The sequence below is a fragment of the Haemophilus parahaemolyticus genome, from assembly GCF_018373095.1.
Taxonomy (GTDB): Bacteria; Pseudomonadota; Gammaproteobacteria; order Enterobacterales; family Pasteurellaceae; genus Haemophilus_A; species Haemophilus_A parahaemolyticus_A.
The window spans coordinates 1-13661 of record NZ_JAHAHT010000041.1 but is presented as its reverse complement, the minus strand read 5'-3'; the positions used below and the strand labels follow the sequence as shown (position 1 = coordinate 13661).

Annotated in this window: 13 protein-coding genes and 2 pseudogenes; 7 read left to right on the top strand and 8 right to left on the bottom strand. The window is 40.8% G+C overall.

The annotated features are described in order from the left end of the window. Positions 1 to 223, bottom strand: a pseudogene (gene nhaB, locus KH943_RS05640) (sodium/proton antiporter); the annotation flags it as partial. A gap of 182 nt (positions 224 to 405) precedes the next feature. On the opposite strand from nhaB, the gene fadR reads away from it, so the two are divergent. From fadR to KH943_RS05610, 6 genes and pseudogenes are all read left to right on the top strand, one after another. Further along, a complete protein-coding gene (gene fadR / locus KH943_RS05635; RefSeq protein WP_304108739.1) occupies positions 406 to 1140 on the top strand; it encodes a fatty acid metabolism transcriptional regulator FadR in 735 nt (244 codons plus the stop codon). Between the two features lie 23 nt (positions 1141 to 1163). Further along, the gene (locus tag KH943_RS05630; RefSeq protein ID WP_304108736.1) at positions 1164 to 2258 is read left to right on the top strand and encodes a PhoH family protein; all 1095 of its coding nucleotides are present in this window, start codon (positions 1164 to 1166) and stop codon (positions 2256 to 2258) included. Between the two features lie 136 nt (positions 2259 to 2394). Beyond that, positions 2395 to 3951 (top strand): anthranilate synthase component 1, encoded by a 1557-nt coding sequence (locus KH943_RS05625; protein ID WP_304108734.1) that lies wholly within the window; start codon positions 2395 to 2397, stop codon positions 3949 to 3951. Positions 3952 to 3969: 18 nt separating this feature from the next. Then, on the top strand, positions 3970 to 4548 hold the full coding sequence (locus KH943_RS05620; protein WP_304108732.1) for an aminodeoxychorismate/anthranilate synthase component II: 579 nt from the start codon (positions 3970 to 3972) through the stop codon (positions 4546 to 4548). A gap of 239 nt (positions 4549 to 4787) precedes the next feature. After that, the gene (trpD, locus tag KH943_RS05615; protein WP_304108729.1) at positions 4788 to 5792 is read left to right on the top strand and encodes an anthranilate phosphoribosyltransferase; all 1005 of its coding nucleotides are present in this window, start codon (positions 4788 to 4790) and stop codon (positions 5790 to 5792) included. Between the two features lie 2 nt (positions 5793 to 5794). After that, positions 5795 to 6250: pseudogene (locus KH943_RS05610) on the top strand (nitroreductase family protein). 14 nt (positions 6251 to 6264) lie between these two features. Here KH943_RS05610 and folB read toward each other — a convergent pair. Next, a complete protein-coding gene (folB, locus tag KH943_RS05605; RefSeq protein ID WP_304108726.1) occupies positions 6265 to 6621 on the bottom strand; it encodes a dihydroneopterin aldolase in 357 nt (118 codons plus the stop codon). 84 nt (positions 6622 to 6705) lie between these two features. Between folB and plsY the strand changes: the two genes are divergently transcribed. Further along, on the top strand, positions 6706 to 7290 hold the full coding sequence (plsY, locus tag KH943_RS05600; protein ID WP_304108723.1) for a glycerol-3-phosphate 1-O-acyltransferase PlsY: 585 nt from the start codon (positions 6706 to 6708) through the stop codon (positions 7288 to 7290). A 1-nt stretch (position 7291) separates the two neighbouring features. Here the strand turns inward: plsY and KH943_RS05595 are convergent, their stop codons facing one another. The 6 genes from KH943_RS05595 to KH943_RS05570 all read right to left on the bottom strand — a co-directional run. Beyond that, a complete protein-coding gene (locus KH943_RS05595; RefSeq protein WP_304108720.1) occupies positions 7292 to 8038 on the bottom strand; it encodes a TPR domain-containing protein in 747 nt (248 codons plus the stop codon). Next, on the bottom strand, positions 8039 to 8452 hold the full coding sequence (gene nrfF, locus KH943_RS05590; protein ID WP_304108717.1) for a heme lyase NrfEFG subunit NrfF: 414 nt from the start codon (positions 8450 to 8452) through the stop codon (positions 8039 to 8041). 15 nt (positions 8453 to 8467) lie between these two features. Further along, positions 8468 to 9001: a redoxin family protein gene (locus KH943_RS05585; RefSeq protein ID WP_304108715.1), complete on the bottom strand. Its 534-nt coding sequence runs from the start codon at positions 8999 to 9001 to the stop codon at positions 8468 to 8470. Positions 9002 to 9080: 79 nt separating this feature from the next. Continuing rightward, positions 9081 to 10979: a heme lyase NrfEFG subunit NrfE gene (gene nrfE / locus KH943_RS05580; RefSeq protein WP_304108712.1), complete on the bottom strand. Its 1899-nt coding sequence runs from the start codon at positions 10977 to 10979 to the stop codon at positions 9081 to 9083. A gap of 129 nt (positions 10980 to 11108) precedes the next feature. Continuing rightward, complete coding sequence (locus KH943_RS05575) at positions 11109 to 13229, bottom strand: TonB-dependent receptor domain-containing protein (protein WP_304108709.1); 2121 nt, start codon at positions 13227 to 13229, stop codon at positions 11109 to 11111. A 285-nt stretch (positions 13230 to 13514) separates the two neighbouring features. After that, on the bottom strand, positions 13515 to 13661 hold a 147-nt coding region (locus KH943_RS05570; protein ID WP_304108742.1), incomplete at its 5' end, for a 50S ribosomal protein L20.

Sequence of the window (13661 nt, the reverse complement as noted above, 5' to 3'; positions counted from 1 at the left end):
TAACTGCTTCAATTGCCAATAAACCACCTGGTTGAAGAGGGTAACATTTCAACGCCATTGCAAGGGTAAAAATAAATTCAGCTACAAGTAACCAGCCTGCTACAAAAGGGGAAATGAAGAAATAAATAATCGGGTTAATGATAAGAAAACTAATAATTGCTAGTTTGTACCAGTTTGGACTTTTTCCTAAAAAAGTTTTGAAAAATACGTTTGCTCCTTTCATAAGGAACTCCCTGTACGATGAAAAAAGATAAAAAATAAAAGGTTAATGTAAGTTTGCAATATAATAGAAATTAAGCGACAATACAATTCAATATCGTTGCTTATTTATGCGATTTTTTTTAGAAAATTTGATAATAATTAAAAAAACGATAAATTTTATTTTATTTTGCCATTGGGGGCATTTTGGATAACTCAACTCTTTTAACTGCACAAAGCCCAGCGGCTTTAGCAGAAGAATATATTGTAAAAAGCATTTGGAATAATTATTTCCCCGCAGGTTCTGACTTGCCTGCTGAGCGTGAACTTGCCGAACATATTGGTGTTACTCGCACTACTTTACGCGAAGTATTGCAACGCTTAGCCCGTGATGGTTGGTTACAAATTCAACACGGCAAAGCAACGCGTGTTAATAATATTTGGGAAACCGGGGGGCCTAACATTATCAAAACGGTCATCAAATTAGACCGCTCGTATCTGCCCGTGATTATCTCAAATGTAGTTTCATTACGTACCCGAATGGTCGAATATTACGTGCGTGAAGCGGTAAAAATTGATGCAAAAGCCTCTGCAAATTTATTCTCTGAATTAGACAATTTAGAGAACAACGCTCTCGCCTATGCAACTTTTGATTACAATCTCTTCCGTCAATTTACATTTATTGCGAACAAACCAGTTTATGGCTTAATTTTAAACAGCTTTAAAGAGATGTATATTCAAGTTGCAAGCCTATTTTTCCGCGAAGAGGTGGCTCGCCTTGGTACATTTGAATTTTATAAAACGCTAAAAGTACTTTGCGAACAAAGTGATGATGAAGCCGTACAACAATGTATCGCCAAAAATCGCCAACAAAGCGGTATTTATTGGGCTAAAATTTTGCAAGACTTGCCCGAAGATTTTGGAAAACAAGTTACTAGCTAAAATCAAGCTAAAAAGGAACGATTTTGAACGAAATTATCTTTACCCTTTCTCCTGCTGATAACGCCCGTTTACAATCGCTTTGTGGGGCGTTTGATGAGCATTTAGCTTTGATTGAAAAGAGTTTTAATCTCAGCATTGCTCGTCAAGGTTTTGTGTTTACTATTATGGCAGCGGAAAAAACACACCATTCCACCACACTTTTGCCACAAGCAGCCAAGCTCATTCAACAACTTTATGTCGAAACAGCCCCAATTAAAGGTAAGACTAAAGAGCTAAATTTAGAAGATGTGCATCTTGCCATCCAAGAAAGCCGACTGTTGCTACAAAATCATTGGCAATCATCTAACCACGGTGAAATTTCAATCAAAACCAAACGCGGCGTAATTAAACCGCGAGGTGAGCATCAACAAGCCTACCTTCGTAACATTCTTACCCATGACATCAGCTTCGGGATTGGTCCAGCAGGAACGGGTAAAACCTTCTTAGCGGTAGCTGCAGCGGTAGAATCACTGGAACGCCAAGAAATTCGCCGTATTTTGCTTACCCGTCCAGCGGTTGAAGCAGGCGAAAAATTAGGCTTTTTACCAGGGGATTTAGGGCAAAAAATTGAGCCTTATTTACGCCCGCTTTATGATGCCCTATTTGAAATGCTCGGCTTTGAACGTGCCCAAAAATTGATGGAACGAAGTGTAATTGAAATTGCACCGCTTGCTTATATGCGTGGTCGTACACTAAACGATGCCTTCATCATTTTAGATGAAAGTCAAAACACGACAACCGAGCAAATGAAGATGTTTTTAACCCGAATCGGTTTTAATTCTAAAGCGGTCATTACAGGTGATGTTACGCAAGTTGATCTTCCCCGTAACCAAAAATCTGGCTTAAAACACGCTATGGAAGTACTAAACGATGTGCCAGAATTAAGTTTCAACTTCTTCGACAGTAAAGACATTGTTCGTCATCCTGTGGTCGCTAAAATTGTTCAAGCCTATGATATTTGGGAAGCGGAAGATGAAATTCGCCAACAGGCATTAAAAGAAGAGCGTAAAGCCCAGAGAGAATTAGCAAAATTAGAAGCGGAACAACAGAAAATTTGGGAGCAGTCTGAAAGATTATAACTACTAGCTCAATTTCTTATCTTATTCTTATTACTAAGCCCCAAAACCCATTATACGGATAATATTTTACTTGCACGCTTGACAAATCGCTCTTGTACTAGTTTAATAGTACAAAAATAAACACAGGAAGATAAAAATGAACGTGCAAATTCAACAAACCGCGTTGCCTTATTTTGCTGATACCACTGCGATGTATCACGCTCTTTGTGGCAACCAGCCTCATACCTTATTATTAGACTCCGCTGAAATCCAAAGCAAAAATAGCCTCAAAAGCTTACTCTTCGCCCAATCTGCATTGCATATTTTTTGCGATGCACAGCAAGTCACTTTTGAGCCTTTAACTAAAAACGGCAAAGCAGTCATTCCACATATTCAAGTTGCTTTAGCGAATTTAAATCCTGCACCTTCTTGCGAATTTTATGCAGAATCACACCGCTTGGTTGCTGAGTTCCCCACTATTCCTACTCAATTAGATGAAGATAGCAAACTCAAAACTAGCACGGTGTTTGATGGCTTGCGTGTTGTAAACCAACTGTTTAAAGCAACAAGCTCACCCGTTTATTTAGGCGGATTGTTTAGCTACGATTTAGTTGCGAATTTTATCCCAATGGATAACATTACATTGCAAGATGATGGCTTAAGTTGTCCAGACTACAGCTTCTATTTAGCCGAGCAATTGGTCTTTATCGATCACCAAGCTCAAACCGCAACGCTTAATACTTTCTGTTTCAATCCAGCGGAGCAAACAACATTAAGCCAACAAGCGGTCGAATTTGCAGAAGAACTTGCCAATGCACCAACTAATTTCAGCTTACCAATTCAAACCGCAAATGCTGAAGCAGTCGCGAATTTAGAAGATGAGCCATTCAAAGAGATTATTCGCAAACTGAAACATCATATTCACGTGGGCGATGTATTCCAGATTGTACCTTCTCGCCGTTTCAGCTTACCTTGTCCGAATACATTGGCAAGTTACCGCCAACTTAAAATGAACAATCCAAGCCCGTATATGTTCTTTATGCAAGGAGAAAATTTCACGCTCTTTGGTGCTTCGCCTGAAAGTGCATTGAAATATTCTGAACACGATCGTCAGCTAGAAATTTACCCTATTGCAGGCTCTCGCCCGCGTGGTTTTGATGAGTACGGTAACATTGATTTAGAACTTGATTCTCGCCTTGAATTGGAATTGCGTTTAGATAAAAAAGAGCTTGCTGAACATTTAATGTTGGTCGATTTAGCCCGAAATGATGTGGCTCGCGTAAGTCAGTCAGGCACGCGTAAAGTAGTGGAATTGATGCAAATTGACCGCTATTCGCAAATTATGCATCTTGTTTCTCGCGTGGTGGGTAAACTTCGTACCGATTTAGACGCATTACACGCTTACCAAGCTTGTATGAATATGGGCACGCTCACAGGTGCACCAAAAATCAAGGCAATGCAGTTGATTTACCAATTCGAACAGCAAAAACGCCATAGCTACGGCGGTGCGGTCGGTTATTTAACCTCCGAAGGCAATTTAGATACCTGTATCGTCATTCGTTCTGCTTTTGTGCAAAATGGAGTAGCTTATGTGCAAGCAGGCTGTGGCGAAGTGTTGGATTCTGATCCACAATTAGAAGCGGACGAAACCCGACACAAAGCCCGTGCGGTATTAAAAGCGATTGGGCAGGTGAATCAAGGGCAGCAGTATTAAGGATAAGAGGAAGGCACTATGGCACATATTCTTTTTGTCGATAATTTCGACTCATTTACCTACAATTTAGTGGATCAATTTCGCGAGCTAGGACACCAAGTTACGATCTTCCGCAACGATTATCCATTGGAAGATTTTATTCAAAAAGCTTTAACCACCGAAAACGCATTAGTCGCCCTCTCACCTGGGCCTGGCAACCCTGCTGAGGCGGGTAACTTGCTGCCGATTATTCAGCAACTTAAAGGCAAAGTACCGATGATTGGCATTTGTTTAGGGCATCAAGCTATTATTGAAGCATTAGGTGGAAAAGTAGTACATACAGGCACGGTATTACACGGTAAAGTGTCAAAAATTGAGCACGATAACCAAGCTATGTTCGCAGGTATCAACAACCCAATGCCTGTGGCTCGTTACCATTCTTTAATGGGCGATGATTTGCCTGAAGAACTGGAAATCAATGCTCGTTACGGCACGATTGTAATGGCAATTCGTCACAAAACTTTGCCAATTTGTGGCTTCCAGTTTCACCCTGAGTCAATTTTGACCGTAGAAGGGACTAAATTATTGAAGCAATCGGTGGAGTGGTTGTTGAGATAATTATGGATTAATTTCTCCGTTTTTTATTCTGCCAAATCTCCCCTACCCCTCTTTGCTAAAGAGGGGAAATTCTTTAGTGAAAATAGAATAATTGACTCATAATATATTTATTTATATAAACAAATAATATAGAAATTTCCAGAGATCCCCCCTCTTTAGCAAAGAGGGGGAGGGGAGATTTGGCAGTCTTAATTACCGGAGAAAGTATTTATTAGTTTAGAAAGAATAAGGAACACACTATGCAAACAGAACAACTTTTGGAAAAATTATTTAATAATCAACCGCTTGATAAAGCTGAATCCGCCTTCTTCTTCACTCAAGTAATGCAAGGCAAAGTGTCAAATGAGCAACTAGCAGGGGCGTTAATTGCGTTAAAAATGCGAGGCGAAACGATTGACGAAATTTCAGGCGCAGTGACCGCTGCACTCGAAAATGCAGCTCCTTTCCCAACACCAGATTACGCTTTTGCAGATATTGTAGGCACAGGAGGCGATGGGCATAACACCATCAATATTTCAACAGCAAGTGCTATCGTTGCCGCCACAATGGGCTACAAAGTGGCAAAACACGGTAGCCGTAGTGTTTCCAGCAAGACAGGGGCAAGCGATGTACTCTCTCAACTTGGCATCAATATCCAAGTTCCAGCAGAAACTGCACGCAAAGCGTTAGATGAAATTGGCATCTGCTTTTTATTCGCCCCACTTTATCACTCAGGTTTCAAATACGCCATCCCCGTCCGCCAAGCATTAAAAACCCGTACGCTGTTTAACATTTTAGGACCTCTCGTCAATCCTGCTCACGCCAAACGCCAGCTTTTAGGTGTTTATTCGCCAGAAATTTTAAAAATCTATGCGGAAACGGCAAAAGCCTTAAACCACGAACATACTATCGTTGTTCACGGTGCAGGCTTAGATGAAGTAGCCATTCACGGCAAAACGCAAGTGGCAGAAATTGAAAATGGCGACATCCGTTATTACTCTGTGATGCCTGAAGATTTTGGCGTTTCACGTCATCCAATCGAAGCCTTAAAAGGCGGAGAACCCGCTGAAAATGCTGAAAAAATCCGAGCTTTATTACAAGGCAAAGGCGAAGCAGCACATATTGATGCGGTCGCAGTGAATGTAGCAATGCTAATGCGAACCTTTGGCGAGCCTGATTTAAAAGCCAATGTAGCAAAAGTAAAAGCGGTGCTGGCTAGTGGAAAGGCGCTTGAAATCCTACAAAACTTAGCGAATTACCAATAACCATAGCCGTTTTAAACCTACTTCATTATCGCCGAAGTAAACAATTTGACGATGCTGCTCCAAACATAGAACAACTTAATGCGATTTTAAAAGCGTCTTTACGTGCTCCAAATCACGGGCGAATGAAACCTTATCGATTTCGTCGTAATTGAAAAGAGTGGCATTCCGAAATTTCACAAATACTTAAAATCAGCAGACATTGAATTTGAAATGGACAAAAAAATATAGCCAAAGCCGATAAACTGGTAATCCAAGCTCCAATGGTGATTGGAATGGTGGCAAAATTAGATCATGAATCTGTAAAAGTACCAGTTCAGGAGCAAATTGTTTGTGCTGGCTGTGCGAAAACGGATAAAGTAATTGGTTTGTTAATGATCGGCTTACCAAAAGATGGAGAAGAAATTGTCTCTGCTCGTGATGCAGAAAATCCAATAAATTTCATGCACTTTATCCGCTAATAGAGTCGAAAAAGTTATTCAAAACCTCGCTCAACAATCACACCGACACTACTTGCTTGAGCTACGGCTTTAGGCTTATGTAATTTGATACGTAATTTTTGAATGCCGTAAGTTGCTTGCAGTAAAATAGCTACTTGATGAGCGACTGTTTCGACCAGTTTGAAAGGTTTACCTTCTACGAAATTTAAAATACACTCTGACACTTCGGCATAATTTAAGCAATATTGCACATTATCTGTTTCCACCGCTTTACTGAAATCCCAATAGAGTTCGATATCAAATACTAGGCGTTGTTTGATGGTGTGCTCCCAATCGTAAGCCCCAATGGAAGCGAAAGCGGTAAGTTCATGGATAAAAACTTTATCAAGCATTAGATTTTCCTTATTTTATTCTACTTTTATTATGTAGATAATGCGGTAAAATAGCGACAATATAACATAAAAACAGGGAAAAATATGACATTTACTGCGTATTTAACGATTTTTGGGACTTATCTCCTCGGTTCAGTATCGAGTGCGATTATTTTTTGCCGATTAGCAGGATTACCTGACCCGCGTGAAAATGGCTCGAAAAACCCTGGTGCAACGAATGTATTGCGTATTGGCGGGCGACTTTCTGCACTTGGAGTGCTGCTATTTGATGTGTTAAAAGGAATGTTACCTGTTGCTATTGCTTTTCATCTTGGCCTAAAACCGAGCGAAATTGGCTTTATTGCATTAGCAGCTTGTTTAGGGCATGTTTTCCCTATTTTCTTCCGCTTCCGAGGTGGCAAGGGCGTTGCCACTTCATTAGGTGCCCTTGTTCCTTTTGGGGTAGAAATTTCAGGTTTAGCCCTAGCAACTTGGCTAATTACTTTTTTTATCTCTCGCTATTCCTCATTAAGCGCTGTCATTACCGCCCTTATTCTGCCTATTTTTGTTTGGTGGTATAAGCCTGAATTTACCTTCCCCGTGGCATTAGTTTGCTGCTTATTGGTTTATCGTCATCACGATAATATTCAACGCTTATGGCGTGGTCAGGAAGATAAAATTTTACTCTAAGTTAATTAGATTTTCTCATCTGCTTCGCCATTTCAATACTTTGAATAATTGCACGGCGGTTAATGGCATCATTATCGCCATCTAACACACGTCGCCAATAGCCAATTGCCTGCTCATAATCATTATGCAAAAAGGCATCGGAAGCCAGTAGTAACAAGCTTGAACTCTCTTTTGAATCTAATGATAAGGCTTTATCTAACCACGCTTTTGCCTGCTCGGACAGTTTTTGCCCTTTATCATAATAATCTACGGTTGCCATAGCCCCTAAAATTGCCGCTTTTTCGCCCAATACCACCTGTGCATTTTGATAGCTAATCAATGCTGAATTAAACTCATTATTTAACGCATAAGCCTGTCCCAATTCATACCATAAATCACCATCGTTTGGGTTCTCACGTAAGCGGTTTTGCAAACTATCAATATAGCGATCATTTTTTTGGGTTTTGTCTTCCATCTCCAATTTTACTTGGAAGGCTTGATGCATTTGCTCACCTTTTTGCACCAAGGAATAACGCCCGGACTGCCAATAAAATAAGCTACTGAGGAGTGTAATTAAAAGCACAACCAAACTTGCAACAAGCGGTGAAAATTTCCTTTTATTTTGCCAAGGTTCTGTTGTATTTTGATCAAATTGATAACGGCTTTCTGCCTCCGCCAAATATTCTTGTTTGAATGGTTCGGCAAAATTGCCTGCGAATTTGACCGCTTGTTGATAGTTTTCTAAATTAAGCTGTTCACGTGTTTTCATCTATTGTCCTATCTTTCTGGTACGAGTTCTCCATACAATCGTAACTAAAACGATCCCCAGCAAGCCCACAGGCATCCCCCAAAGCAGCCAAGTTTGCTCATTCACAGGCGGTTTGTAGTTCACAAAATTACCGAAACGCCGGGTCATAATTTCAACAATTTCCTGATCCGATTTGCCTTCATTGACCATTTCATACACTTCAATACGAAGTTTATAAGCGGTAGTGGCATTTGACTCCAATAAATTTTGATTCTGGCATTGCGGACAACGCAAAGATTTCGCCAAACTCATTGCACGTATGCGATCCGCATCGTTGTGAAATTGGAAGGTATCGACCATTTCTGCCTTGGCAATATTGCTGAAAACGGCAAACACAAGCGGTAAAAAAAGGGTAATCTTTTGCAAAAACTTCATTCTATTCCTATGTTCTTATTTTTCGTTTCTTAATACTTCTAATCGTGGCAGGAAATCTTTTTCAAAATCCGGATTATAGCCTTTTTGTTGGTAGCGAACGATGCCGTGTTTATCCACCAAGTAACTTGACGGTGCGGAAGAGACCTTCAAGGTTTGAATTAAAAAGCCACGCTCATAATCATCAATTACCAACGCAAATGGATTTCCCCAACGCCCTAAAGCTTCACGAGCATCAGCAGGTTGGTCTGAATAGGTTAAACCCACAATCGGCACACCTTGATCTTTCAATTTCAATAAGATCGGAAATTCCTTGATACACCAGGTGCACCAACTCGCCCAAACATTCAAAATATAGGGCTCTTGCGGCAAACTGTTGTTGGTTAAATGTGCGTGCGGATCAAGTAGATTTTTGCCCACAAATTCGGGTATTGGCTTATCTTGCCAATCTTCCGTTGGCGAAAGGGCATCTTTGTTCAACAGTGGAACGGTTAAAAATGCCACCACCGCCATAAGAATAGCGAGGGGAATGAAGAGGAGGAGTTTTTTCATTGTTGTTTCCTTTTGTAATAATCCCCCCCTCTTTAGCAAAGAGGGGGATTTTTTAGTAGCATTGCTATCGGCGGATTTTTTATTTTCTGCGAGAATACCCCACCAACGCCATCAGTGAAGCCAGCACCATAATTACCCCACCAAGCCATAAAGCTCTAACGTAAGGTTTGTAATGTAAGCGGAAGGCATATTCGAGGTTGCCAAATTTGTCGCCCATTACAATGTAGAGATCGTGCAAACCGTGGTGGTATAAGCCGACTTCTGCCATTGTCATGGTACGGATGTCATAATAACGTCGTTCTGGGATGATTTGGGCGAGCGTTTTGCCGGCTTTACTGATGGAAAAAACAGCTTGTTCAGCGGTGTAGTTGGCACCAATGGCATCGCGATACTCTTCATATTTAAATTCAAAATCGGCGATATTGGCAGTTTCAGTCGGTTTTAATCGTACACCGATTTCATCGCCATAGTAACTATTCATCATCGCACCAATCACACAAATCGCAAAGCCAATATGTGCCAAACGCATTGCAAGCGGTCGGATTTTCCACATAAAACGCAAATAAGGCAGGTGCGTCAAAATAATCCAGAATGCAAGGCTGACGAACACTACGGGCAGCGGTTCGATTTTAAACAGATGCGTTTGACTCACGGTGTGATAAATCAAACCAAGGGCAAGCAACATCGCCACAGGCAGAAGCCAGAGTTGCAATTTAGCTTGTTTAAGAGGTACATTTTTCCAGCGAAGTACCACTGCTACGCCCATCGCACACATTGCCAGCAACGCAAGCGGGGTGAAAATAGTGTTGAAATAAGGTGCACCAACGGAAATACTGCCCCATTGCATCATCGTAAACACAAGCGGATAAAAAGTGCCGAGCAACACAACCGAAGTTGCTACAGCAAATAAACCATTGAGCAATAAGAATGCAGTTTCTTTAGAAAAAAACGTAAAGCGTACTTCGCCTTGCCAGAATTGTGTCTTGCAAGCGAAAAGAGCGAGGGCGATAAAACTCAAGCTAAAGAATAAGAGCAATAACGCAATGCCACGGTCAGGATCGACAGCAAAGGAGTGTACAGAAGTCAGTACACCTGAGCGAACGATAAATGTACCTAGCAAGCTTAAGGCAAAGGCGAAAATGGCGAGCAAAATCGTCCAATAATTAAACACGCCACGTTGTTCGCTAGCGATTAACGAATGCACTAACGCAGTGCCGAGAAGCCACGGCATCAATGAGGCATTTTCAACTGGATCCCAGAACCACCAGCCTCCCCAGCCAAGTTCGTAATACGCCCACCAAGCACCGAGGATAATCCCAGCGGTGAGAAAGCCCCACGAAATCATCGTCCAAGGGCGAATCCAACGAGCTACAGCAGCGTCCATTTTGCCTGAAAGTAGGCTTGCCACAATCATCGCAAAGCTCACTGCAAAGCCGACATAGCCCATATAGAGCAGTGGCGGATGGAAAATCAAGCCAATATCTTGCAACATTGGATTGAGATCACGGCCTTCTGGAGGAGGTGGAAAACCACGCTCGAAAGGATTGGAAACCAGCAAGATAAAGAGCATAAAGCCCATTGCAACAAGTGAAATCATCGCCAGTGTACGATTAGCAAACAAGCGGTCGATTTTACGAGAAAAAAGGCAAAAGACCGTCGTCCAGAGTGTGAGTGCAGTAAGCCAAAAGAGCATTGAACCTTCGTGCCCGCCCCAAGTGGCAGCGAATTTAAAAAAATCGGGTAATTGGCTATTGGAGTGTTGAGCAACATAAATCACCGAGAAGTCATCGGTTAAAAACGCATAAGCAAGGCTTGCAAAAGAAATGCCCGTTCCGACCGCTTGTAATAGCGAGAGAAATGGGTTTAGCGATAAAAAATATGGGGATCTTCTCAGCTCCCCCCAAAGCGATAATCCTACTTGGGTTATTGAGGCAATAAGAGCAAAAATCAGGGCAAAATAGCCAAATTCTGGAAACATTGAAATCTAAGTGAACAAAAATAAAACTGCACAGATTATGCCATAAATCCGAATGAGGGAGAACGAAAAAAACCTTACCCACCTCAAAAGAGGTAGATAAGGTTTGGTTCTAGAGGGATTATTATAAAATTAGAAAGTGTAAGTTGCGTTCATACGGAAATCACGACCTGCACCCGCTAAACTATTACCGCCAGCACGTTGGCTATGGCTCTTATAGTTCTTGTTAAATGCGTTATTTACCGCAAAGTTAAGCATTAAGTTTTTGTTTGCTTCCCAGTTTGCGTAGATATCGCTCACACCATACCCCGATTGTTTGATTGCCGCTGAACCAGCGTTTGAGCCGCGACTTGGTGTGCCTGTTTCGCCTTCAACAAAACGACCTTTCCAACCTAATTCTAAGCTTGGATTTTCAAATTTATAAGAAACGGCTGTTGTCCAAGTGCGGCCTGTTGCTACTGCAAATACGGCATTATCTAAACTTGCCTTGTTAAATGTGGAGGTTTCTGGTTTACTTTCAGCAACGCCTACACGGAATTTGAAACCACCTTGTTTATAAGCACCGCCTAATTCATAACCTTGGTTACGTAGTAGCGCAGCATTTACAATGGTGTTAGCTTTAATTGCGTGAGCATCTTTTACTTTTTGCCAGAAGTAACTACCGTCTAATGAGATGTTTTTAGTTACATCATAGTTGAAACCAACTTCTGTATTACGTGCTTTTTCTGCACGTAGATTATCTGAAACATCACGTAATATATTACCAGCTAACATCGCTTCATACATACGTGGGCTGCGGCTTGCATAGTTTAAGTTAGTATTGAAACTTAAATTATCTAACGCTTGCCAGATTAAACCAACGCTTGGATTGAAATCAGCGTGGCTGACGGTTTTGCCACTGTTCGCTTTGAATTTAAATTGGTCGTAACGTGCACCTGTGGTTAATGTGACTGGTCCAAAGCCCCAAATCCCTTCAACATATAAACCCACATCTTCTTTTTGTTGGTTGCGTTTTACGCCTGTTGCAACCATATGACCCGTTGCACGATCACGAGCTTTTTCTTGAATTGAATTTGGTTTTGCTTCTTGATGGCGGTAGTTAACACCATATTTTAACCAGTGACTTTCACCAATCTCAGAATCTAAATCTAAGTTTGCACCTTGAGTTGAAACACGTGTAGTACTATTTCCAGCAGGTTCTTTACGTGAGGTTTCAATACTGTAAGCATTTGCTTTTGCTTCGGTAATGAAGCCCATATTTTTACCACTCCACTCTAAGTTTGTCGTATCTTGTGTCGTAATACGATAACGTGGATTATTGGTTGCATCATTCGCAATTAAGGCACCGTTTGCATCTAAAATATAATAGGTGTTATTTCCACCTCTATTTTTACCTGCAAAAACATTACTTAATGTTTGACCAGCTTTAAGATCTTTACTTGTACCTGCTAAGTAAGATTGTGAGAAATCGAACTCTTCGCGTAAAGCACGTTCACCATGATATTGTTCTTGGCGATGACTTAACACAACGCGTTGGTTTTCAGCAATGTCTACACCAAATTTGGCTAATAGACCACGTTGTCCTAACGCACTATTTTTAACCACATCAGAGCCATCTTTATTTGAATAGCCTTTACCACCTTTGTAATTTTCAAGCGTTTGCCAGTTACCACTTAATAATGCATCTACAACACCTGCTTTACCATAAACAGTTGCACCTTGTGAGTGGCCTTTATTGCTGCTTACGCCTGTATTAAGTTTGAAACCAAACGCTTGACCTTCTTCTAATAAATCTTTTGCATCAACCGTCGTGGCTTCAATAGAACCACTGGTTGCACCAATACCCGCACTTGCAGAACCAGCACCTTTACGTACGTCAATACGTTTAATAAGGCTTGGATCTAACATAAAACGGCTTTGGTGATGGAAAACTGGAGTGTCGCTTGAAGTATTATCTACTTTGAAATCAATTTGGTCTTGACCCATACCACGAATAGTCACCCATTGTGAAGTACCGCCATTCCCCCCCCCGAAATTGATTGCAGGTTCAGCACTTAATACGCCTCTTAAATCTTCGTTGGTTGATTTTTGAAGATCTTTTAAGGTTACAACATTAGTTTTGCTTTTTGCTCCTGCATTTTCAGAAACAACTTGAACAACATCAAGTTTCACTGAATCAGCAGTGTTTGCGTATGCAAAAGAAGAAAGTGCTGTAAGCACAGCAATAGAAAGTGGGGTGTTTTTTAATTTCATAAAAAAAGATTCCAGGATGAAAAAAGATAAGAATTATTATTACTTGCAAAAAAGTTCCGTGAATATACGTAAATTTTTAATACGAGTCAATATCATTTGTAATAAATTTTACTTTTAATAATAATTATGCGCTTTCTGCAATCATTTGTGATGGAATAGATATTTAAATAAGGTAGGTAAAGACGATATGAATTGTTTAGGCATATAAGTTTTACTGAGCTTTAAAAGCACGTAAAAATAAAGGGCACCCATAGGTGCCCCTCAATTTTTATCTAAACTTTAGCATTAAAGTGCAGATTTTGCTTTTTCAACTAATGCAGCGAATGCTACTTTATCGAAGACTGCAATGTCAGCTAAGATCTTACGGTCGATTTCAACAGATGCTTTTTTCAAGCCATTGATGAATTTGCTGTAAGATAAACCGTTTTGACG